21 protein-coding genes and 2 pseudogenes are annotated in these 22676 nt (G+C 55.7%); 4 read left to right on the top strand and 19 right to left on the bottom strand.

The window, feature by feature from the left end; genetic code table 11:
* From ACEN2T_RS10440 to ACEN2T_RS10455, 4 genes are all read right to left on the bottom strand, one after another.
* Positions 1-309 carry a hypothetical protein gene (locus tag ACEN2T_RS10440; protein ID WP_442116671.1) on the bottom strand — a complete coding sequence of 103 codons (309 nt, stop codon included), beginning with the start codon at positions 307-309 and terminating at the stop codon, positions 1-3.
* 3 nt (positions 310-312) lie between these two features.
* Positions 313-1695 (bottom strand): integrating conjugative element protein, encoded by a 1383-nt coding sequence (locus ACEN2T_RS10445; protein WP_442116672.1) that lies wholly within the window; start codon positions 1693-1695, stop codon positions 313-315.
* Positions 1692-2648 carry a TIGR03756 family integrating conjugative element protein gene (locus ACEN2T_RS10450; protein ID WP_442116673.1) on the bottom strand — a complete coding sequence of 319 codons (957 nt, stop codon included), beginning with the start codon at positions 2646-2648 and terminating at the stop codon, positions 1692-1694. The genes ACEN2T_RS10445 and ACEN2T_RS10450 overlap by 4 nt, the downstream gene beginning before the upstream one ends.
* 115 nt (positions 2649-2763) lie before the next feature.
* The gene (locus tag ACEN2T_RS10455; RefSeq protein ID WP_025214492.1) at positions 2764-3018 is read right to left on the bottom strand and encodes a helix-turn-helix domain-containing protein; all 255 of its coding nucleotides are present in this window, start codon (positions 3016-3018) and stop codon (positions 2764-2766) included.
* Positions 3019-3177: 159 nt separating this feature from the next.
* On the opposite strand from ACEN2T_RS10455, the gene ACEN2T_RS10460 reads away from it, so the two are divergent.
* The 3 genes from ACEN2T_RS10460 (at position 3178) to ACEN2T_RS10470 (ending at position 4614) form a co-directional block, all read left to right on the top strand.
* Positions 3178-3435 (top strand): LasR-specific antiactivator QslA, encoded by a 258-nt coding sequence (locus tag ACEN2T_RS10460; protein ID WP_183703973.1) that lies wholly within the window; start codon positions 3178-3180, stop codon positions 3433-3435.
* A gap of 187 nt (positions 3436-3622) precedes the next feature.
* Entirely contained in the window at positions 3623-3871 is a 249-nt protein-coding gene (locus ACEN2T_RS10465; RefSeq protein WP_058545077.1) for a hypothetical protein, read from the top strand.
* Positions 3868-4614: a zeta toxin family protein gene (locus ACEN2T_RS10470; protein ID WP_442116674.1), complete on the top strand. Its 747-nt coding sequence runs from the start codon at positions 3868-3870 to the stop codon at positions 4612-4614. Before ACEN2T_RS10465 ends, ACEN2T_RS10470 begins: the two co-directional genes overlap by 4 nt.
* A gap of 24 nt (positions 4615-4638) precedes the next feature.
* Here ACEN2T_RS10470 and ACEN2T_RS10475 read toward each other — a convergent pair whose 3' ends face one another.
* The 9 genes and pseudogenes from ACEN2T_RS10475 to ACEN2T_RS10515 form a co-directional block, all read right to left on the bottom strand.
* Positions 4639-7386: a conjugative transfer ATPase gene (locus ACEN2T_RS10475; protein ID WP_442116675.1), complete on the bottom strand. Its 2748-nt coding sequence runs from the start codon at positions 7384-7386 to the stop codon at positions 4639-4641.
* The gene (locus ACEN2T_RS10480) at positions 7386-7802 is read right to left on the bottom strand and encodes a TIGR03751 family conjugal transfer lipoprotein (RefSeq protein ID WP_093122976.1); all 417 of its coding nucleotides are present in this window, start codon (positions 7800-7802) and stop codon (positions 7386-7388) included. The genes ACEN2T_RS10475 and ACEN2T_RS10480 overlap by 1 nt, the downstream gene beginning before the upstream one ends.
* On the bottom strand, positions 7765-9282 hold the full coding sequence (locus ACEN2T_RS10485) for a TIGR03752 family integrating conjugative element protein (protein ID WP_442116676.1): 1518 nt from the start codon (positions 9280-9282) through the stop codon (positions 7765-7767). The genes ACEN2T_RS10480 and ACEN2T_RS10485 overlap by 38 nt, the downstream gene beginning before the upstream one ends.
* The gene (locus ACEN2T_RS10490; protein WP_442116677.1) at positions 9272-10084 is read right to left on the bottom strand and encodes a TIGR03749 family integrating conjugative element protein; all 813 of its coding nucleotides are present in this window, start codon (positions 10082-10084) and stop codon (positions 9272-9274) included. The genes ACEN2T_RS10485 and ACEN2T_RS10490 overlap by 11 nt, the downstream gene beginning before the upstream one ends.
* A complete protein-coding gene (locus ACEN2T_RS10495; protein ID WP_442116678.1) occupies positions 10081-10722 on the bottom strand; it encodes a PFL_4703 family integrating conjugative element protein in 642 nt (213 codons plus the stop codon). The genes ACEN2T_RS10490 and ACEN2T_RS10495 overlap by 4 nt, the downstream gene beginning before the upstream one ends.
* A complete protein-coding gene (locus tag ACEN2T_RS10500) occupies positions 10719-11132 on the bottom strand; it encodes a TIGR03750 family conjugal transfer protein (protein WP_183702289.1) in 414 nt (137 codons plus the stop codon). The genes ACEN2T_RS10495 and ACEN2T_RS10500 overlap by 4 nt, the downstream gene beginning before the upstream one ends.
* 7 nt (positions 11133-11139) lie before the next feature.
* Positions 11140-11511 carry a TIGR03745 family integrating conjugative element membrane protein gene (locus ACEN2T_RS10505; RefSeq protein WP_046035960.1) on the bottom strand — a complete coding sequence of 124 codons (372 nt, stop codon included), beginning with the start codon at positions 11509-11511 and terminating at the stop codon, positions 11140-11142.
* Between the two features lie 17 nt (positions 11512-11528).
* The gene (locus ACEN2T_RS10510) at positions 11529-11768 is read right to left on the bottom strand and encodes a TIGR03758 family integrating conjugative element protein (protein WP_442116679.1); all 240 of its coding nucleotides are present in this window, start codon (positions 11766-11768) and stop codon (positions 11529-11531) included.
* Positions 11765-12099, bottom strand: a pseudogene (locus tag ACEN2T_RS10515) (integrative conjugative element protein, RAQPRD family). Before ACEN2T_RS10515 ends, ACEN2T_RS10510 begins: the two are co-directional and overlap by 4 nt.
* Before the next feature lie 424 nt (positions 12100-12523).
* Here ACEN2T_RS10515 and ACEN2T_RS10520 point away from each other — a divergent pair.
* Positions 12524-13456 carry an MBL fold metallo-hydrolase gene (locus tag ACEN2T_RS10520; RefSeq protein WP_442116680.1) on the top strand — a complete coding sequence of 311 codons (933 nt, stop codon included), beginning with the start codon at positions 12524-12526 and terminating at the stop codon, positions 13454-13456.
* Positions 13457-14113: 657 nt separating this feature from the next.
* Here ACEN2T_RS10520 and ACEN2T_RS10525 read toward each other — a convergent pair.
* The 6 genes and pseudogenes from ACEN2T_RS10525 to ACEN2T_RS10550 all read right to left on the bottom strand — a co-directional run bounded on the left by ACEN2T_RS10525 (position 14114) and on the right by ACEN2T_RS10550 (position 22454).
* A complete protein-coding gene (locus ACEN2T_RS10525) occupies positions 14114-15373 on the bottom strand; it encodes an MFS transporter (RefSeq protein ID WP_442116681.1) in 1260 nt (419 codons plus the stop codon).
* Positions 15374-15662: 289 nt separating this feature from the next.
* Positions 15663-16313 (bottom strand): helix-turn-helix transcriptional regulator, encoded by a 651-nt coding sequence (locus ACEN2T_RS10530; protein WP_442116682.1) that lies wholly within the window; start codon positions 16311-16313, stop codon positions 15663-15665.
* Positions 16314-16858: 545 nt separating this feature from the next.
* Positions 16859-18256, bottom strand: a complete 1398-nt coding sequence (locus tag ACEN2T_RS10535; protein WP_442116683.1) for an amidohydrolase family protein — start codon at positions 18254-18256, stop codon at positions 16859-16861.
* Between the two features lie 767 nt (positions 18257-19023).
* Positions 19024-19220: pseudogene (locus ACEN2T_RS10540) on the bottom strand (helix-turn-helix domain-containing protein); the annotation flags it as partial.
* Positions 19221-19654: 434 nt separating this feature from the next.
* The gene (locus ACEN2T_RS10545; protein ID WP_442116684.1) at positions 19655-21157 is read right to left on the bottom strand and encodes an amino acid racemase; all 1503 of its coding nucleotides are present in this window, start codon (positions 21155-21157) and stop codon (positions 19655-19657) included.
* Between the two features lie 10 nt (positions 21158-21167).
* Positions 21168-22454 carry a dicarboxylate/amino acid:cation symporter gene (locus tag ACEN2T_RS10550; protein WP_183702340.1) on the bottom strand — a complete coding sequence of 429 codons (1287 nt, stop codon included), beginning with the start codon at positions 22452-22454 and terminating at the stop codon, positions 21168-21170.
* Positions 22455-22676 lie beyond the last annotated feature (222 nt).

The raw sequence follows: 22676 nt of genomic DNA on the forward strand, positions 1-22676 counted from the left end.
TCACAATCGAGTGAGCTCGACGCAGGTAAAGAGCAAGAGCCCTAATGTCCCGGCGCGTTTCACGCGCAGTCGGTCCTGTGGTCGATGTCGGTAGCGCCTCAGCAGGTCCCACCAGAGTGTAAAGAGGACGCCGTAGAGCAGGACACGCCACCACCGCAGATAAGGCCGTATCGATTCCAAGGCTTGCTGCCAGGCCCCGAAACTGCCCAGCACAGTGCAGCCGATCCAGGCGATAAGTGCGGCGGTCAGGATCATCCCCGCTGCGATCCCTAGACTTGCAAGCATAGTGAATAGCAGTGAGCGTTTCATGGCTCACTTGCGCCTGGCATCAGCGTCGTTGAGTCGGCCAGGTTCGGGGTCGCCTTGCTCGACGATGCGTGACGCATCGGCACCTCCGGCATGTCGATCGAGCACGAGGCTGGCGGTATTAGTTGTGAGCATCTGCCTGACCTGCAACTCGGTTTGTAGCAAGCGTATCTCGCGCTCCAGTGTGTCGATGTTTTTCGTCAAGGCCGTTTGAGCCGGTTCGGCGGAAGCGATGTTAGGTTCGTGGCTGCCTGCCAGCAGCGTGCGCAATAGCAGGAGCGCTTTGTCGAGCACGCTGGACAGGGCCGTCTCACTAGCCAGGCGCCGCGCTAGGAGTTCCTGATCAGGATCGTCGCGCAGGGCTTCGATCACACCACGGGTCACTGGCAGCATCGGGCTGGAGGCTTTGCTCAGATTGTCAGGGGTAGGCGGCAGAGAACCGAACAGCAATCCCTGCAGGGTCTTGAGATGTTCACCGTAGGCCTCCTGAATCAGCGGAGTCAGTCCGCTGCCTGCGGTAGCCCGCAGAGTCTCGCAGGTGTCGCAGGTCGCGACTTCGGTCTCGCCCAACACTCGAACAGCCCATTCGGATTCCTCTTGGGGTGAGGTCCATGCCTGGCAAATAGCGCCGCCCAGGCAATCACTGCTACTGATCGAGGCGCTGTCATCCACCGACCGGTTATGCAGAAGGTTGTAACCCGCGCGCACCACATCGGAGGTTGCCCGGATGGGTGTTTGTCCGTTACCTCCAGCCTTTTGCCCGCCGACCCAAGACACCCCGTTGTTGCCGTTACGGGCCTCGGTGTTTTTCACTGCGGCCACCGCATCACCGCCGGTTTGTTCTAGGTTACCCTGCATCTCCTGGTTCTTGGCCAATGCGCCCCAGCCGGCTTGACCGACCTTGTCCGCCATCTTCTCGGCCATGGCCTGGCAGGTCAGCTTGGAACGGTCGAAATCGATGCGCCCTTGCATCACCCCATTACTCAACAACTCATAAAGCCCAGGGTTGGCGCGCTGGATGATCAACGCAGGCAGCGACATCACCGCTTGGGTCGCGTTCTGCACAATGCTGCCCATGATCTGCTGGAAGCCTTCGGTGACGCCGTTCAGTTGGTTTTGCAGGGTATTGGTCAGGCTCATGTTTCCGCACATCATGTTTGCTCGCCAGGACGCGCCGACGCCGAGCCCGTTGGGGCGATAGAGCGAGCTCGGCGAGCCCGCTGCCGAGCCGCCACCGATGGTGTACATCACCCGGTCGTCGAGCACTTCGCCTTGAGTGCCTAGACGGTAATCGTCCTCGGCGGCGTGGGCATACGTGGCCACGGCGAGCAGTCCGCAGAGCAACAAACTCCTCGGGCTCAACCATGGTCCTGCAAGAGGCCGACTCATGAAGCACCGCCTTCGAAGTCGATGCTGAACAGGAAGGTCTGTCCCTCACGCTTACAGCAGCTATAGGGACGCCACAGCGACCAGGCGTAGCCGCCATCCGCGCTCTGCACCGGGTTGCTGGGGAAGATGGCACATGTGGGTTGAACCAAAGGGGAGAGCAATTGCCATTTGTGGGTCGAAGCGTCGTTTTCAACGATTGGGCCAGGTGGCCAATAACCATCGCGTGGTACGGGTGTGAGCGGGACATACACGTGCGGTTGCCAGTTGCGGGTAATGACATCACCCGCCCGCTGCGCCATCACCGCAGCGGCTTTGAAATCGTCGGGTTGCACCAAAAATCCTTGCCGGGGATAGACGTTGCCCCACATGTTGCCCGAAAGCTGCCGACCGATTTCACGGATCTCGGGCACGAGCGACTCGGGGTAAAGGCTTTCCGGGATGCCATGACGCCAGGCCAGTGAGTCCCAAGTACTCAGGTAATAGGGCATGAACGCTGTGGCGCCGCTGGCGCAGGCGTAGCCGGATTGCGAGGCCAGTTGCGTGGCGGCCCAGCCACCTGGATGACCGATGGCATCAACGTTTTTGAAACGAGGCAGGTTATCGCGCTTGGTGTTCGGCGTGATCATGTTACCGCCTCCTTCCGCACCACTGATAGGAGAGGATAGGGCGGCCATCTCGGTCCAAGGATTGGCACCGGTGGTGGCATAGCTCGAGACCACTAGCTCAGGAATGAAATGACGAACCTTGGTTGAGGTTTTAACCGTGCAGCCGAAGGGGGTGCAGAGCAACCAAAAGCAGATGCCGACGACTCTGTACTCGAGGCAGTCTGGAGACAGTACGGAGGCGGTAACGTTGCCGGTATCCAGCGCTACGCTTGACCCGGATGCCAGCAGAATGCTCAGCACCAACGGATGTAATTTCTGGGGCGAAATGTGCGGGCAGGCAGCAGACATGATCCAGGCTCTGGGTGTATGACCTGGACAGGTTCAATAATCGAGAGATGGGTGTCAGTGAGAAAGCCGAACGCAGGATTGTCGGTTTATAACGATCTTCTAGATCAGCAGAGGGTCATTCAGCGCTCAGCGTACGAGCAAGCGCGTCAGACTCGATGAGCAACTGATCCGTTTTGATCTCGAAAATGTTGGCGAGTTTGCAGAGGACCAATAACGACGGGTTGCCTACCCCTCGTTCGATTTGACTCACGTAGGTACGATCCACCTCGGCCATGAGCGCCAATTGCTCCTGGGTAAGGTTCTTCATGCGTCGCATCGAGCGGATATTTTCCGCGAGTTGCAGACGGAGCTGTTCGAAGTCTTGAGTCATGCGCGCAAACTGCGCCTTGAGGGACTCTCAATCCACGGGATATAGTCTACATTGGCCTGATTGGGCTCTTTTTTGATGCTTAAGCGAAGTGCCAGTTTTGTTTCTATGCTGCTTGGGACAGACCCAGCATTAATAATTAAATCGAAAGCTAAGGTGTCTATGGACGAAAATTACGTTTCAATTCCGGCGGCGGACGGCTGCCCGAGTCTTTTGACGCCGTGGGGCCGCGAATTTGCGCCTATGATCGAACGTGGCGTGCAATGCGCCCAAACTTGGCTCGAAACACCGGGTGATATACCTCTGTGGTGGGAGCTGGCGCAGGCACGTAAGACCTGTCTTGCAGGAGACAGCCAAGATGCCTTCGAAGCCGGTTTTTTATTGAGAATTCAGCAACGGCTTCGGGGCGTGTCATCGTAACCATACGACTCCCAGTCCTGGTGATATTGGCTTACGGCACGAAAATCTGTTGGAAGGTATGGTTCCAGGCTCCATTCCTCTAGAATGGAGATCTGACAGAAGTGGCGTTGGTCTGTGATAACAGATTTACGTAGCTAGGATTCTGATAAGTGCAGATTCTGCACGCTCTGAGAACGTGGAGCGCGATATGAAAGCCGATCAAGTGTTGAGTGATGATCTGGTGAGCCGGCTGGAGGGTAAAATCCCAGCTATGGCTGAAGGTGCGATCAATACGGCCTATATCAACGCGCTGGCGGCCGGACGCAGCGTGATGGAAGTCATGGACGGCCAGCTCGTTGAGACGACTGCCGACGGTAAGCACAAGGTTATTCGAGTGGCCAAGCCCAAGCATAAAGTGACTTTGGGCGGGATTATCAAGGTGCACCGCTGCTCATGACCGTCCCTCGGCTGAGGGTGTTTGCCGGCCCTAATGGTTCCGGTAAAAGCACAATGAAAAGTGCCGTCCCTTCCCACCTGATCGGGATCTACATTAACGCGGATGAAATCGAAAAGGCTGCCAAAGAGGGCGGACGCCTGGAATTCAGCGATTTTCAACTGGAAGTCGAAGGCGACGAGGTTCTCGGCTTTATCAAGTCGCACCGACTGATTCGGTCGACCCAGCTCGTTGAAGAGGCATCCAATATAGACTTCAGTAATAACGGCCTGAATTTCCAGTCCGTCGCGATGAATTCCTATTTTGCTTCCGTGCTCTCTGATTTCATGCGGCACAAGCTCCTTGAAGCCCAGTTGTCTTTCACCTTCGAAACGGTGATGTCTAGCGAGGACAAAGTCGCTTTTATGCTTAAGGCAAAAGCGTCGGGATATCGAACCTACCTCTACTTTGTCGCCACTGAAGATCCTGACATCAATATCAACAGGGTCAAGAACCGTGTCGCGGCAGGTGGACACCCAGTCCCCACGGAAAAAATTGTGCAGCGCTACGGTCGTTGCCTGAACCTATTGCCAGCAGCCATCGCAGCCTCGAACCGGGCTTATATCTTTGATAACTCCGGCGCTGATCTGGTGCTGCTCGCTGAAGTAACAGATGGGACTGACCTTGAATTCAGGGCTGATGAGATCCCTGACTGGTTCATGCAAGCCTACGTGGAGAAGGTTTTCAAGGATTTGCTGCCGGGTTGATCGAAACCTAGGATCAGCTCCGTTTCACTTAATTCCTCGCATCCTATCGATCCGCTCAGCTACCCGGTAAGCTGCCTCCAGTTCCGAGCAGCCGGTGTTTTGCATCAGTGTCCAGCGCTCGGCTTTTTCCTCGGGCTCTGTCATGGCCAGGGCGAGATAAAGGCTGGGCGGCACGGCCCTAAACAGCGTTTCGAGCTTCTTCGATAACACGACCCCTTCAGTGTATTTCCCATGCTCCTTACTGGCGGACAGCAGCAAGGCTTTCTGCGCCGGCGTGAGTTTCTTGAACCGTGCGATCTCTTCGATTTCCGCGGGCGGCATGTTCAAACAAATCCACCATTCGATCATGTTGAGCATGGTCTGCGCAGCAGAGGGGAAGTCGGCCAGGTTTTGGGTCGCTAGCCAGAACCAGGCGCCGAGTTTGCGCCACATCTTCGTACCTTTGACCACAAACGGTGCCAGCAGCGGGTTCTTGGTGATGATATGGCCTTCGTCGGTGACCATGATGGTCGGTCGGCCCAGGTACTGGTCGCGCTCGGCAAGGTTGTTCACGCTGTTCATCAGGCTGATGTAGCCAATGGACATCTGCGCCTCGTAACCTTCGCGAGCGTAAGTGGCCAGGTCGACAATGGTCACATCGCTCTCGGGCCAAGGCGTGCCTTCACGATCGAACAGTTCACCCTCGAAACCCTGGCAAAACAGGTCCATGGACTCGCCCATTTCCTGGGCACGCTCGCGACGTTTCTCTAGCAAGTGCGGGTCGGCGGCGACGCGCAGCAACGCGTCGCGCACGTCGCGGGTCAGTACCTGGCGCTCCGCTGCGATACAGGTCTGTGCCGCATCTAGGATGCACTCGCGGATCAAGCTGCGATCGGCTCGACTCAGGCGCGCTTCTTCCTTGGCTTCGCCGCCGGTGATCATCAGGCGGGCGGTGATTTCCAGTTCGCCGAGAACATCGCGCTCGTCTTCGCGACTGGTTACCACCTCATCGTCCCACTCATCGATCGATAGACTCGCCACCTGATCCGGCTGCTCGACCAGGCGCCAGGCATCGGCGAACGGGGCGAGGCTGATCGCGGTACCAGGTTTCAATTGGACCTTGTTGACCGACAGGCCTTGCGTTGCGAAGTAGTCGCCCTGTAAACCGAATGAGTTACCGGCCTCAACGATGAACAAGCGAGGGCGGTACACCGCCATGACCTGCATCAGCAGGGTGACCAGGGTGGCCGATTTACCGGCGCCGGTCGGGCCGAATAATAGCAGATGGCCGTTCATGGCTCGGTCTAGGCGTGACAACGGATCAAAGCTCAACGGCGAGCCTCCACGATTGAACAGTGTGATGCCCGGGTGGCCGGTGCCGGTGCTGCGACCCCAGATCGGAACGAGATTTGCCAAGTGTTGAGCGAACATCAGGCGTGTGTACCAGTTGCGTGTGTCGCGGGCCGGGTTGTAAGCCATCGGCAGCCAACGCAGGTAACTGTTGCACGCGGCGACTTCATCACCCTCACGTACCGGTTGCAGCCCCGCGCCCAACAGCGCGTTGGCCAGGCTGACCGATCGCTGGTGCAATTGCTGTTCATCATGACCGCGCAGGTAGAACGCCAGGGTGCCGCGGTACAGCTTGTGCTGGCGACCGATGATTGCACGAGCCTCTTCAACATCTTGACGGGTCTGGGTCGAGGCGAGGTTTTCACCGATAGCTTTGCGCGCCAGACGGTTCAACTGCTCCTCAAGTACATCCTGCGGTTTGACCACCAAGGTTAGACTCATGACTGTACCTTCGGGTAACTGGTCGAACAGGGCATTCACCGCGTCACCTTTGCGGGTTTCTCCGGTGAGTTGACCAATCAAGGGCGCTCGGCGCAGCTTGTCCACCACCATGACCCGATGTGGTTGATCATCGAAAAACCAGAGCCCGTGCTGGACATCCGAACGCGGTTCGTTGAAGAACAGCCGCTCGGCGAAGTCATGATCGAAGGGCAGTTCCAGCGACTCGCCGTCGCCCGACTTCGGATAGGTCACGCGGCAGTAGAACTCCTCGGGCGCTTCATCGGTGAGCCTGGGTGCCGGATTGAACCAGGGCAACAACCAGGCATACAAACCTCGGCCATCGACTCGTGCCGATTGCACACCGCACGCCTGCAGTGAAGCAACGATACGTTCGCAAGTCTGATGCAGGGATTGCACTGGGCTGAATCCCGTCTCATCATCGGCAGACTCGATCCAGCGATAGACCACCAGGCGCACCCGACGGTTAATGCCACGCCAGGGCAGGCGCGTCACCACTTTATCCTCAAACAGACCACCGGGCTTGGCGATGGCCTTCAGATGACGGCGGCTAAGCTCCAAATACGCCTCGGTGAAGACCGTGCCTCGCACGCTGTCCTGGATATAATCGGTGAGCCGGGTCAGGTAGGGGGTGAAGTCGTTGTCGTCCTGGCAGAAAAATTGCGCCACCCAAGGCGCTTGATCCAGCTCGTCAAAGCTATCCTGCAGGGCATCTTCTATGGCATCGCGGGCTGCCGTTAGCCAATCGGGTTCGCGCCCTTCGGTGCCTATGGGCAGTAACTCGAATATCGCACCCACAGAGCGATTGTCATCTAGTAGAAAACACTGCTCGGTGTCGAGGTATTCGACCCACGGCAGATGATCGGTGAAGCTGGGGTTGTGCGCATAGAGTGCAGCTTCGTCAGCCAATGTGGCGCGTGGGCGCAATGGGTTGCGCCAGGCTTTCCATGCAGACGTGCAGTTGCCCGTATCGTCGCTACACATTACAGATCTTCCTGACGTTCACCCGGCAGTGCGTACTGCACCCGTTGGTAGAATGGAAAGACGGTCGAGTACCCCGGCACTGGTGCCTGCTCGGTACCACTTAGATGCGGATACACGTACATCACCAAATCAGGATTGGGCAGGCGAGGGAACAGGTTGCGAATTTCATTCGCTGCTGTACGCGTATAGGGTTCCTGGAGCGCAGCGGAGAGATCTGTTTGAGCCAACGGGCGACGCAACTGTTGCCGAGCGTCCAACAGTTGCTGTTGAGTACCCTGTGAGCCGGTGCCGTTCCAGATGTCCAGCATGGTTTGCTCGCCATGCGGCAAAAGTGTGTCCTTGTCGGTGGAACACCCCGTCAGGACCCAGCAGAGCAAGCTAATCCAGATCAGATAGAGACGTAGGATCTTTTTCATGGCGAACGCTCCGGCCCTTAGGCTCGTAGTCGATGGTGATCTCATGGTCGAGGTGAAGGGCGACTTCTGCCGCCGGTGGTACGTACACGGCAGCAAAGGCTTCGCCATACAGTTTGTTGACCCACTCTCGAATGTCGCTGGCCCCACCAATGAGAATGGAGGTCAGTGCGCTATTACCACTGTTGTTAGTGAGCCCGAAGGCACTGCCGCCCGAACTGATGACGCTGCTGTTGTTCCGTTCATTCCCGAGCAAGGCGGCAACTCCAGCACCGGCGGCAGTGATCAGAGTCTGGCTGCCGAGGTACTGCTGGGCATTCGAGCGACGCTCGCCGGCAATGCAAGGAATGCCATACGGATCGGAGAGGTAACCGAGTCCACCGCGGATCTTGTCAGTGTTTGAGCTTTGGGTGGCCGAGGCATTGCGGTTGGCGACCGTTTTTGGCTGAGGCACCGTACGGATGGTGCCGTCAGTAAACACAAAGGTGATTGACTCGACCTGTCCGCGTACGCAGGACAAGGTCCAGTCACCGGACGCCGTGCCGCTCATCACGGCCCCAGCGACGTCCGGCAGGTCGATGCCGTTGGCCGTCAGGTTTTCCGGACCGACCAGCACCTTGAAGGGATAGGGATCATTCACCGTGCCATCCACGGGGACTCGGCCAATCAGCGCGGTCATGGCGACCGAGCCCATCAATGTCGCATTTTCGGGAATGGTGTAGACCGGCTTTGCACCTTCGGTACGATCACCGGATCGCGTCAGGTCACGCTCACCCTTGGTGACCTCGCGTAACTGCTTTTGGCTGCGGTCGATGGCATTGTCCTTCAAACCCTCGATCGAATTGAAGGCATTAGGCAGACTCAGTGCGGAAGAGGGCTTGGTTTTGCCTCGGGTTTCGGTGGAGGGAGCATCCGAGGGTTCAATCCACTGCAGCGCATCGTTGGCAGAATGCCGCCCTTCGAACTGGTCCCCATCGCCCGGTTCAAGCCCCAGTCCGATCGGCATATCCTTGCCTTTGCCGGCCAGCCCCGACAACTGCTCCTGCAATTGCGTTAGTAGACCGCGAGCCTGACGAGTGTCTTGTTCTGCTTTGAGTCGGGCCTCGTTGGCTTGTCGACGGCCTTCGTCGACCTGCTGGGTCACGCTGCCAAGCGCCGTCTGAATACGCGAATCAACACTGTTTTCCCGCTCGCGCAGGCGGTTGTTCTCCGTCTGCAGTGAATCATTGTGTTTCTTCAAACCGAGCATGTCGCTGCGCATGGCCTTCACTTGGCCTACCAAGGTGGCGACCGTGTCGCGTGGGGTATCGCCCGCAATGCCGAGCGACTTGGCTTGCTCGGCAGATAATTGAATATCGCCCTGATCAACTGGGTGCTCTGGAGAGGGCGTACTGCCTCCCGCGACCCAGCTTTTCATGATGATCAGCACCACGCCCAGCAGCGCAGCCGGTACCAGCCATTTGAGCAAGGCGTTAGCCTTCATCGTCAGTACCTCGCGCAACGGGCGGAAGCATCACTGCGTGTTCGAGGCCGGCACCGCGCGTGATGAGGTAGGCAATCGTGGTGTCTTCCGCACTGCCGACCGGCCCGAGGAAAGCATGCTGGAAGGTCGCGGCGAATAGTTTTGCCTGAAGCTGACGCGGATCTAGTTGCACCGTCGCTGTACCTCGATTGCGCAACTTCACGGCAGTCACCCAATAGTCACCGAGCCGCCAGGAGGCGATGGGTTTGCTGGAAACGTTTTCGCTCGGCAGCAGGGTCGGCAGTTCGGTACGCAGCTTGAGCGGGACGCGGCGTACGCCGGGCAGGGACTCCACGGTGCGCAGCGGACCGTACAGGCTTTGCGCGGCGTAGCGCGTCAACGCGGCCGGGATCGGCGTACGTTCTGGAACAGCGACGGTGCTCGATTCAGACTCGATAGCTTGCACCGGAGTATTCTTGAGAATACGCACGGGCTCCAGCGGTTGATCGCCAGGCGTGGCCGCTATATCCATGAGGATGATCTCGCCCGTCTTGACCGATTGCAGTTGCAGTCGTGTCGGCGCAATGGCTTCCGACGCGCGCAGGTACAGCGTGCCTCCGGTTGATTGCACGCGTAGTTTATCCTTCAGAGTGGAAGGCACGCCCACACGAATAGCTTCATCGACAAAGACCACTCGTTCCTGATTGATCACCAGTGGAACCGCGAGTGGTAGGCGTTCCCAGTGCATCAGTTCGACGGCCTGCGCTGCAGCGCCCGATAGCATCAGTGTGAGGGTAAGTCCCAGGGTCGAAATCCGCTTCATGGCTCACCTCCAGGCAGGGAGATTTTTTGCGGCGTACCCTGATAGCAATCCAGTGCAAGGCCCCACTTATTGCGTTCGGGGTCCAGATCGAAACGTACCACCCGTAACGGATAACGCACGACCACCCGTTTCACCGGTTCGGCGGCGTAATACTCATCAGCGTTGAGGTCGAGTGTGACCAACCAGCTGTCGCGATCAAGTTGCTTGACCCGCAGTTCCGGATCTTCACTGTAGCCTCGGCCAAGAATTTCGTAGACGCCACGCACCCGTTGACGCAGTTCGCCGGCGGCCTTGCGATACTCGTAGTCGCCGTCGAGGAAGGCCTTGCAGGCAGGTGTCAGGTAGGACTGCAAGCCGTAGATGGCGCGGCGATAATCCTGCTCGCCATCCGAGGGCCAGCGGTTGAGTTGGCCAAAGATGTAAAGGGCAAAGGCATATACATTCTCTGAAGGAACATCCCACCACTTGCGCGTGCTTCCCGAGCGCAGATCAGGAGGGACATGCACGGTCAGATCGGTCGGTGCTGAGCGCCAGCCATACCATAGTCCGGCGCTGAGCAGGGCTAGCATCACTACCGCCAGACGCAGGCTGAAGATATGGGCCTGTTGAGCATCGACCTTGTTTCGAAATCGACTCATGGCTGCCACCGGGACAGGGCAGGGCGCAGTCGACGCGAACGGCGAACCGTCCAGGCACCGGAGTGGATAATCAAACTTCCACGCCCGAGGCGCCAACGGCTGGCGAGTATCCATTCGAGCTTGCGGTACAACCAGGTCTCCGGACGAGCCCGTTTGGCTCGACGCAGGAGTGTGCCCCCGATCAATAAGACCACTGTCATGCCTGCGATCATGCTGGTCGGCGCCACCGCAATCGAGGCGGTGACGATCGCCAGAGGAATGCCCACCAGCAGGCCAATGACGGCGCCGGTGCCTAGGGCCACCCACATCTCATCATTGGTCAAACCACGCAATACGTTGGGATCACGATTGAGTCGCTCTGGCAGAAAGACCAGAGTGCCGTCGGCAAGACGTTCGATAGTGTCGTTCATACCAACCTCACAGAATCGCGGCAGCCTTGGTGAGGAACCAGATGATGATCACCACCAACAGGGCGCCGATACCAACTACCGCGCCGAGATCTTTCCAGGTCTTGCGCTGGTTTTGGACATCGGCGAATACAGTCAGGGAATGCCAGGCCACGCCGAGAAACGCGAGCAGTGCAATCAGTAGGCCGAGCAGAATGCCGCCGTCGTAGGCGTAGTTTTTGATCGTCTCGATCAATCCGGACCCTTCACCACGTGAAGGAGCTTCCATGGTCGGTAGCTCGGCAAAAGCTAGGCCTGGACCAAGCACAAGCAGCAGACCGATCAAGCGTTGGCTTGTGCGATCACGCAGGTTGTTTTTAAGGGGGACAAGGCACTTGAGCATGATGGCGATCTCCGATGTTAGGACAGGGTGAAGAACATCAAAATCAGCAAGGCGAGCAGCACGCGTGCAGCGCTGCCGCCAAAGGCACCAAAGCGCACGCTTCCTGTCGCCCAGCCCCGGTAAGCCGTCCACATCACCCAGGCACACCACAGCAAAGCAAGGACGAGAACCAGAGACAGCCACAGTGTCGAGCTGCTCTTTGCCGAAAAGCCGGAGGCGTTTTGGAAGGCCGCGATCTGAGCGTCAGTCATGCTCATGGCGAAGGCTCCGCAAAGGGGTCTCAAGTCGGTAATCACCGACCATTTCACGAGGATCGCGAGGTTGAGCGCGAGAGGGGGACAAATAGCCCTGGACACCTTGACGAATGCGTTGGATGTCTTGAGTTAGGTGGGGATAGTCGAAGCGAAAACGCTCGGTTGACTCAGCCGAGCTAGCTGTCTGGGCTCTTATCGCAAGATATTCGATAGTGTCGATCTGCTGCAAAATCAGACTCAACTGGTCCTGTTCATGAGCAGATGCGGCGTAGCTTTCACTATTGAGCGTGAGCAGTACGAGCAGACAGCAGATTCGGCAAAGTACAGTCGGCATGTGGATAGCCCATTTGGTTATTGGGGCTAGCATCCAACTGACGACTAGGGCTCAGCAGTAAAAAATACGGAACAGGCTGGATCATTTTTTTTCGATTATGACTCTCAAGATCCTTTTCTGTAACGATCTGTGAGTGTTGTGTTTAATCACGAGACGAAGAGGGTGACGCGGTCGTTAGCCGGACTGCGCCGATAAGCGAAGTGCCTTAATGGCTCCAAGACGCAGTATCAGGAGTTGTGTGTATAGCCTTCCCACTGATACCACATACTTCCACATACACCCATCGTAAACACCAAGCTGTAATACTGAAAAACTCATTTTGAAATGATTTTTTGGGAACGTTCGATTTATTAAGGCGATTAGAATGCTTTAGCACGGCATCACAAGCACAAATTGATGATAAAGGGGTGAGAATATGGGGTGTATGAAGGCGAAGATTACTGAATACATGAGCTACTTGGGGGGGCTTGCTCGTGTGCCTCTGACCCTCGCCGGCATAATGGCCTTTGTGACCATCGCGGCGATGACAAGCACTCCGGTTCGCGCCTCGGAGGGGTTGGCATCCGGATGGCAAGAGCTTTCGCCGAACGCTCACCTTTTCACTATGGACGGCAGCAATACCGTCGTGGTCGTCGGACGCGGCGAAGCACTGGTAATGGATACCTACACCGAGGCGCAGGCAAAGGTCCTCAAGGAGCAGATAAGAAAGCGGTTCGACGTCCCTGTTCGTTACGTCGTCTACAGTCACGCACATGCCGACCATCTGCGCGGGAGCGCTGTCTTTGGAGACAAGGTAGAGTACGTCGCCCAGCAGCGACAGCTGGACAGGCTGAACTTCCTTATTCCTTTCGAGCCGTCCATCCACCGGCCCACGCGGTTCTTCGACAAGTCGCTCACGCTAGAGGTGGGAGGGGTCACCGTGATGCTGGAGGATTATGGCTTCAATCACGGGACTGGCGTCACTGTGATGCGCATCCCTGAAGCCAAGGCAGTGGTGATACCAGACATTGTCTATCCACAGCGGTTGCTGTGGTACGGCCTCAACGACTATTCGCCGCGCGGTATACTTGCGACGCTGCGAGCGATCAATGCCACCGAATACGAAATCGTAGTACCGACCCACGGCCCGACCTTTGGACGCGCGGAGGTGACAGAGTTCATTGGTTTCCTGACGGATCTTATCGACCAAGTTAAAGCTGTTATCGACGCAAACCTTGAAAGTAAAGGCCCCGAGGAGACCTTGTCCATCGCACTTAAGGAGGTCGACTTAACGCGCTATGACAAATGGGGAAACTACAAAGAGTGGCGTGATGGAAATGTAGAGGGAACTTTCCAGAGTCTTTACGTAGGCTGGTAAATGCGAAAAGTCGGGAGACGTTTGTTAGTAAAGCGACCGTCCTTCACAACGACTCTAGTAACCAGCGGGAGATTAACATTGCTCCGTAAGGCGCTATGCTGTCGTCAACATCCCGAAGTTGGAGGCCGTGGGCGGTGAGTTGAAGGCCCACTTAAGGTGCACCGAGGCAAACGAGCTGTTTGCGGGCTTAAGCTCCCATCGTTAAAGGGGCTTAGGCCCGTAGTTTAAGTGGGGTTCGGTCAGCCTCACACCCCACAATTGCGGCGGTCAGACCGTCAATATGGTCAGCAATGGGCGCTGAGAATTTTTAGATATTTATTCCAGTCCTTCACGAGGGCGCGACGCTATCGGACGCCTTGGTCACGCCAAACGAAAGGCCCGCGCGCAACCTTTAGTCCAAACAGTCCGCAGACTACAGCTCTAGCCACCGTGCACTGCAGGCCGAGATGGGGGCTGGCGACTAGCAGCGCAGCATGGTCAGCATGAGGGCAAGGTTGACCGTACGGGTGACCAGCCATCTCGATTTCCGACGGATCCGCTTTAATCCCTTGAAACACTTGCGGTTGAAGCCTATATGGGCGGCTAGCAAATCGCTTTGAAGCGGTGGTCCGTCATCGAAGGTTTTCACCGTAATGCTGCACGCTTCTGCGCTGCAAATCACCTCAGCGGATGGTCCTCAATGGTCATCATTGACTTGGATAGTAAACCAAGCAGAGCGATGGCTCCCGAGGCAAAACCCATCACTACAAACAGCCATCGAATGCCAATGAGGTCACCAATCGGAGTCGCTAGTGCCAGACCGACCGGGGCGGCGAGGGCCATGACTGTTGTCAACAAGGACAGGACGCGGCCTTGCAAATGGTTAGGCACGGTTGTTTGCACGAGTGCCATCATGGGCGCATTGCCCAAGACATAGATCACACTGCTGAGCACCCAGAAGATAATGGCTAGCCACAGCATGTTGCCGGGAGCAAAACCAATGAAGCCCATCAGGAATCCTGTCAGTGAGAAACTCCACAAAATCCAGAGAATTCTGCGTTTAGGCGCGAACAGGGTGGCCAGGAGACCGCCCAGTAACATACCCACACCGGCCAGGCCTTCCATCAATGCAACCTCCGGGGCGCCGCCACCGAAGTGCTCCTTAATGAACAATGGCAAGAGTGTATAAAACGGCATCATGGTCATGAGAACCAAGGCCACTAGCAGGTAGAGCCAGCGAAAGCCGGGATTATTCCATACTGTGACGAAGCCTTCGCGCAATTCGCTCCAGAAGCCTAGCCGATCTTCGCGGGCAATACGCTGCTGGGGAATGCGGAAGATCAACAAGGGCACGATGCCCAGCAGGGCAGTCGCCACATCGATGGCCAGCGCAAAGCCCATCGGCATGATGGAAATCGCGAGGGCACCGAGCGGGGCTGCAGCGACCAACATCATGCCCTGTAGAGTTTGGTTCAGGCCCGCAGCACGGCCGATAAAGCTTTGCGGCACCAGCATCGCGGTACTGGCAGCAGCGGCAGGAGCTTGAAAGGCCTGCATGGCACTGCGGATGAACATCATCGTATAGATATGCCAAAGCTCTACGCGTTCTGTCAGGAACAAAACGATCAGCACCAGCATACAGGCAGCGCTCACCAAGTCAGCGACGATCATCAGCAAGCGCCGACTCCAGCGATCGGCCAGCGCGCCGCCGATAGGACCCAGTAAAGCCTGAGGCAAGAGAGCGAACAGCCCGGCAAGCGAAAGCGCCGCAACGCTGCCAGTTGTATCGGCGATCCACCACAACAAAACAAATTGGGTCAGGGCCGAGCCTATAAGCGACGATGCCTGACCAAGAAATACCGACCAATAGCGCAACTGCCAGTGTTGACCCGGATCAGGGCTGACCTGTGTTGGAATTTCATTGCAAACGTCGGACACTTTCGACTCCTTGATTAAATGGTGGAGTACACCACCCGTTGTGACTCCGGCTGCTAGGGCCATGCGCCGAATTTTAACTTTGCTACTCCCTTCGATTTGGCAATGATCGACACCTGTTCGAGTATGTGTCGTTGGATGAATACAGGTTGCCTTTTGCGCGTATGAGCGTTGCTGGCAATGGATCTGCTGTGACGAAAGAGAGTAAAAAGATACTGAGCGGACGGCTCCCGCTGGTGGCGTTTATGCTGATGCCGCTACAAGGCTGTATTGATCTGCAATGTATCCGTCGTCATGACTGGCTAGCGCCGGCGCTAACCCTTTCGCTCATGATTCTGTAGGCGCACCGCCGCGCACTGGTCAGAATGTGCTCGATTCGCTCGACATGGGCGTCTGGTCCGAGCACGCTTTTGAACAAGGCAAGCTCCGAGCGACAAAAGCCTTGGCATGCGGTCGCGGCGGCGCAGATTGGGCAATGGTTTTCGATCAGTAGAAGCGAGCCATCGGGCGCTTCATGCCACTCCGCCATATAACCTTCCGCCGATCTCATACGCGCCAGATGCTCGACCCGGTCACGTAGCATCGGCAAGCTTTCGAGTTGGGACTGATAGCTCGCCTGGGTTTCCTGCTCCCTAACCATGATGATGGCGTCAAGCGCAGGCTCCCCAAGGGTAGTGCGTATGGCGTGCAACAATTGCACCGTCAGATCGGCGTGCTTGTCAGGGAACTGCGCATTGCCGGCTGACGTTAGCTCCCAGACCTGTGATGGCCGACCGACACCCCTGGCTTCCGAACGACCAACAACGAGGCCCTCCTTGGACATTCGTACAAGTTGCTGTCGTACGGCCTCGCCCGAAATGGAGAGGCGCTTTCCGAGACCGGGACCGGTTTGCGGCCCCTGCATTTTCAGCACCATCAAAATGCGTTGGGCTGGGGAGCTCATTAACCAGTCGTTCGAATTTGAAAACGAGTGCCTCGACATATTTTACGCGCCAATTAAACAAGATTTAGCTTGTTAAATACGCGATTTAAGATACGAGTACAAGCAACGTGCTGAAAATCCTTCATCAAATAACCTGAAAGGCGCCTCCCGTGTTGTTCGATTGCCCCCCCTTTGCTTAGACCTATACCGCCTGGCAGTCGTTTTCGCCAAAAGATGCAGGTTTTCCGGTGGAATAGAGCTGAAGATCGCTGTGGATTTTGGCCGCGTCGAGACTTTCAATGAAGTGCTTAACGGGACGCAATGAGCCAGTTCGGCTCCGACAGGGCCTTGCTGGTAATCTGCCGGGATGGAAAGCTGTGATCTCGCAGGTGCCCATTAAGCGCTGCCTGATTGTCCTGAGTGCAACGGCAAGTCCTTAAAGGATATAGCCGCCGCCACGGAACTCCCCACGCCTTAACAAGCTGACCGTTCAGTGTGATATGCAGGGTTTGTCTGGCCCGGCCCCGATGCCTCCAGGCAATCGGCCGTGCTCATGTCCTGCCTACTTATCGAGCGGATTCAAGCTGCACAAAGGTCTCGGCAAAAATATCGGGCTGGTAGCCTGCGGCAGCAAACAGATGCTCACGGGATTCGTCGATTGCTGCGCGCAGTCTTTCGCTGTCCACGCCCAGCACCTTGCCGCCTCGCTTGACGATGCGCCCGCCAATCATAACCGTGTCGACATTGCTGCGTTCGGCCGCGTGTACCACGGTGCCGAATGCGTTGCCTGATGGGTAAAGGTTGATGTCCTGCGCGTTTATAAGGATCAGGTCGGCCTGTTTGCCGGGGGCCAGGGTGCCGACTTTGTCCTGCAATCCGGCACAGGTGGCGCCGTCGAGAGTGGCGGCTTTGAGCAGGCTATGAGCCGGCAATGTTATCGGATGATGTTCTGCGCCGCAGCAGCGCTGCTGGTGCATGCCCATGACGCGCTGCAGGTAGAACGCCACCCGCATCTCCATGAACATGTCACCGCTGTAGGAGGTTTCGTTATCGACACTCAGTCCCGGACTGATACCGTGACGCAGGGCCGACTGCATGGCGAACATTCCGTCCTCCAAGCCGTAGTGAGCATCCGAGCGTGGGCACACGTTGACCCGCACGCCAGCTTCGCGAAGGATTTCCCAGCCAGCGTCCGGCACCGCGGTGCAGTGGTTGAAGATATTATCGGGGCCCAACAGCCCTTGTCGATGGAGCCCTTCGAGTTCAGCGGCTAGTTCTCTTTCAGAAAATTCGGTAATTATAGGCAAGCCCAGGCGCCGGGCTTCAGCCCACAACTCAGGTTCCAGCTGTGCCATCACAGCCAGCGAGACCAGCGAGTTATCACCGTTTTTGAAGTATTTGTCCTGCAGCCGCTCTAGATTACCGGGCCAGTGGGCTCTGTCCCATTCTCCAGTCATTGGCGCACCGGGGGCGTGTAGCGATCTGATACCTGTGTCAAGCAGTGCCTCGACCGCTGCATCGGAATGAGCGCCGGTGCGGCTATTGTGCGAGTTGTCAATCACGGTAGTGATGCCGGCGTCGATGCAGCCCAATGCGGTCAGCAGGTTGCCAATATACATGTCAGCCGGGCGATAGTATTTGGCAAACGAGTAGTGTGTTGCGTTGCAGTAGTCTTCAAACGTTTCGGCATTCGGATTGAGCCGGCGCAGCTGCCCCTCCCAAGAGTGACGATGCGTATCGACCATGCCGGGCATAGCAATCATGCCGGATGCCTCGATAACAACGGCGTCGCCGGTCTCAATATTTTCCTGAACGGCCTTGATGCTGCTGCCTTCGATAAGGATATCGCCGCGCACCAGGTTGCCTATATCACTGTCCATGCTCAGAACAGTAGCTCCGCGGATAATCGTGCGAGCAGTCTGTGAGGCCGGGGCCTGTACAAGATTCCGGTTATATACAGCCATTTTCAACTCACCTATTAAATACCGTCAGAAAAAGGTACAGAAAAAGATGCTCCAGAAAAAGAGCGGTAAGCTATTTTAATTATTCATTAATCACGAACAATGATTGCCGAACGGTTGGCGCCGTTTTGGCTTGTGGATAAAAGTATGGATCGTATTCAGGCAATGCAGATTTTTGTTCGTGTGACAGAGTCGGTGAGCTTCATTCACATGGCGCAAAAGCTTTCCTTACCGGCCTCCACGGTGACCTGCAGCGTAAAAAACTATAAGAATATTTGCAGGTGCGCCTGCTTAATACGACTTTTAGACTATCAACTGGCCTCTATCGCAAGGTGGAATGCCCGGACGGTTACTATTTTTAAGTGGCCGCGATAGCCCTTATGGCATGCGTGCCGGCACCGACGCGACGACGGCCCACGTGCTCGCGGGATTTGTTGCGATGCTCCTATCTGTTTGCCAGCCGACGCGCCAGCTTTGCCCCCCCCCCAGCGGGTGAGTTTGGCGGGCAACGAGGGTTCTGAAAACTGTATGTGATCGACCACTTCTAGGGGTTGCAGGTTGATCGACACGGGATCCTCTTGCGTCGGCCAACTGCGATCTATCTCGCTGACCACCCGAACTTTATCAGTACTCGTGGATTGCCTATTTCAGCTTTGGCAGCATCGATGACCTGTGCCGGAGCGTGGATCTGGATCAGCCTTTCGCGGTCATCTCAGACCCACTCACCGCTGACATTATGCTCGAATGCAACCACGCCGGGCCATGGTGGTAATGACCTGGTTTAGTATCGTGTCATCGTGGCTTTCTATGATCTGCACGCATTTATCTCGAGTACCGCGAAAGCGATGCAGAGTTGCTCTGCTCAAACCAGCGGCCTCAGCAAGTTCCTTAAACGTTGTGCGGGGGCGAGCGTAATGGCCAGAGCCAGAACCTTGATGAGTCTTTCGTCTTGAGACGTCAGGGACATCAATCATCTCGGATCTAATTTCGCTACCGACAATTGTTAAAGAAAACCCATTGCTGCAAAAAAGCTACAGACTGTGACAAAGCTTCCTCATCTGAAAACTTTTTCCGCTCACGCTGAAAAGTTGCAGCGTTCAGGCTGCTCAAAAAACATAAAGAGAGCGTCAGCTCTAAATAATAATTTAAGGCAAAGATGAGACTGCAAAATTCGGGGTGATTCAGATCTGCAAAGCCCTGAGCAGTCGCAGGTTTATCTTGATCGTTGGGCCGCCTACTATATTAATTAATGAACTTATGAAGGAAGAATTTGCTGTGGTTGCACGCCGGAAGCGACACTTGAGGATGCTAAGAAAACGTGGCAGACCAATCTGATTAACTGAGTTTGGCCTGACAGTCACGACTGTAAGTCTGGTAGCTGTTCGATCAAGTTTGAAATTATTAATTTTTATAAGTTACTAGAGGTTTGACCATATTTTTTTTGCCGGCGAGCTCAATGCATTTTAGTGCCAAAATAGTTGTCGGATCGACTAATGCGACTTCATGATTTTTGATCATGTAGGATTCGTTGTGCTTGAGCACCAAGGGTAACTCTGTGCACCCTAGGATGAGGACATCTGCACCCAGTTCACATAGGTGCTCTGCGGCGGTCAGTAGCTGGTCCTTGCAGATCCCCTCCCTGAAACCTGCCTTGATTCCATGGTTTCCGTAAATCGCTTCCATTACCAACGCTTGGTAATCCGTGCCTGGGATGATGATTTGAAGTCCGGCACGCCGGGCTGCCTCGTAATACACCTGACTTTTTATCGTCCCCGAGGTTGCAAGCAGTCCAACGGTTTTGCCTGCACCATACCGCTGTACTATTGCCTCTACCGTTTCAGTGAGCATGTTCACAATAGGTACGCGAAGGTGTGCCTGTATGCGCTCAACAAATGCATGAGCGGTATTGCACGGAATCGCTATGGCATTGGCCCCAGCGCTTTCCAGTCGTTTGCAGGTTGCGTACATCGCCATCGTAGGATCAGTTTCATCATTCAGCAAATTGGCTGTCCGATCAGGAATTTGGGGGTTTTGTTCCACCACCATTTTGATGTGCTCTTGATCGCGACCAGCTGATGTATGCGCCACAACCTTACCCATGAAGTCGACCGTTGCCGCCGGTCCAACTCCGCCTACGATACCAAGCTTGAATGGTGGCCGGGTTGACCGGCCTTTTTCTACGGTTGCAAAAGTCGCATAAATCTCGTTGATATCCAGGACAGTCAGGCCACGTCTTTGAAGATCACCACAGACCAAGGAGAGCTCAGTCATACCCGGCACGATAATTGTGGCTCCCTGATTTTGAAGCGAGAGGCAGGCCTGATACACGCATTCCAGTGGTACCCCGTCCAGGTGTCCGTCTTTGATACCGTTAACCCCATACATGGCCTCCATCAACCCAGATTGCTCGTTCTCGTGGGGATAGACCAGATTGAAGTCGGTGCCAAAATAGCGCTCGAATAACCCGGAGTGCCGGACATAGTCAGAAGCGACTATACCCAACGTGGTACCAGGCTCCGCGACATGATGGATGTGCTTCCGCAATGCCGTCATCATGTCCAAGACAGGTATTCCTATCTCTTCCTGGATCTCCTTTAGAAAGGTATGGCTGGCGAAGCAAGGCAGTAAGACTGCATTGACTTCGCTTGCCTCGAACGTCTGGCAAACCTGAAACACGTAGAACTTTCTAGAGGTCATGCTGGCTTCCTGATCCAGTGGCATCAGAACGTCCTTGAAGGGGTGTTGCTCAAAAAGGAAGTGATAGCGGCCTTGATCTTCCAAAAAAGCTCGGGACTTCACCATCTTGTAGAAAAGGTCGCCGCCGGCCAGTGATCCAAGTCCGCCGACGATACCTAATTTGCGAGCAAACGATGACTTGCTGGACGGCTTCGATTTACCTTTCATCTCTATGCTCTCAAGCGCGGGCTACAATTTGGGTAGGGAGTACAGATGCGTTTTGGAACTCACCCTCAGCCTCTTCATGTGGTTCTGATTTGGCAACCACTGCAGTCGCAATACTATTGCCAACCACGTTGGTGGCAGTCCTGGCCATGTCGAGGAATTGGTCAATGCCAAGGATCAGCAAAATACCTGCTTCGGGAAGGTTGAACATGGGTAATGTCGCCGCCACGACAACCACCGATGCTCGCGCTACACCTGCCATTCCCTTGCTGGTGATCATCAGCGTTAGCAGGATTAGCAGTTGCTGTGTGAAACTCAGGTCGACGTTGTAGGCTTGGGCGATGAACATGATGGCGAACGCTTGATACATCATTGAACCATCAAGGTTGAATGAGTAGCCTAGCGGTAGAACGAAGCTGGAAACGCGTTTCGGCGCACCAAATTTCTCAAGTGCCTCCATGGTTTTGGGATATGCAGACTCGCTACTGGCAGTAGAAAACGCCAACAGAACAGGTTCGCGAATCAGCTTACCCAGGGTAAATACTGAGCGGCCCAGGAACAGGTAGCCAGCACCGAACAACACACACCACAGAATCACGATTCCCAAGTAGAACTCTGCAATCAGCTTTCCGTAATCGACTATCAAGCCAAGGCCTTGAGTGGTGATCGCCGATGCGATGGCTGCGAAAACGCCAATTGGTGCGAAGGCCATGACGAAGTCCGTGACCTTGAACATCACCTTGGACAGCTCTTCGATGCTATCGAAAATCGCTGGGTAACCCGCTCGTTTCAAACTCGCCAAGGCAAATCCGAAGAACAACGAGAAGACCACGATTTGCAGGATTTCGTTGTTGGCCATCGCTTCAGCAATGCTTCGTGGAAACACGTGACTGATGAAAACCTTGAGGCTGAAATCCCCGGTGTTTACAACGGGGCTCGCCGCATGTTGTACGACCTCCATGTTCAGTCCTGCACCGGGTTGAAATAGGTTCACCAGTCCCATGCCGATTGTCAGTGATATTATCGAAGCGGTGATGAACCAGGTCATGGCTCGCAGGCCTATGCGCCCAACGGAGCGGGAGTTTCCCATGCTGGCAATTCCGCCCACCAAGGTGGCGAACACCAGCGGCGCAATGATCATCTTAATCATGCGTAAAAATATGTCAGTGACCATTGAGAAGTAAGACGCTATCTCTTTGGCGCTTTGTTCACCCTCTGCGAAGTGATGGCACGCCCAACCGACAAGCACGCCTAAGACGATGCCAATTGCGATTCGACGCGGAAGTTTATTTTTCCTCACGGAGCTATCCTCAAGTGGTTTTTTAGCTTTTTTTACTTGGCAGGAGACAAGTGGCATTCGGTCAAAGCTCTTTGGCCTCGCTTCTACGATTTCGATTCTATGGTCGGGTATGCAGTGGCATGATGAGTAATCCCGATAGGCTCATGCGCTTTTGGAATAGTTTTCCAAATTGCTGATTTATTGAGGCTGCGGGGCAGTAAGCTGCTCATTCTGGAATGGGGT

The sequence above is a fragment of the Pseudomonas sp. W22_MBD1_FP4 genome, from assembly GCF_052113765.1.
GTDB lineage: Bacteria > Pseudomonadota > Gammaproteobacteria > Pseudomonadales > Pseudomonadaceae > Aquipseudomonas > Aquipseudomonas sivasensis.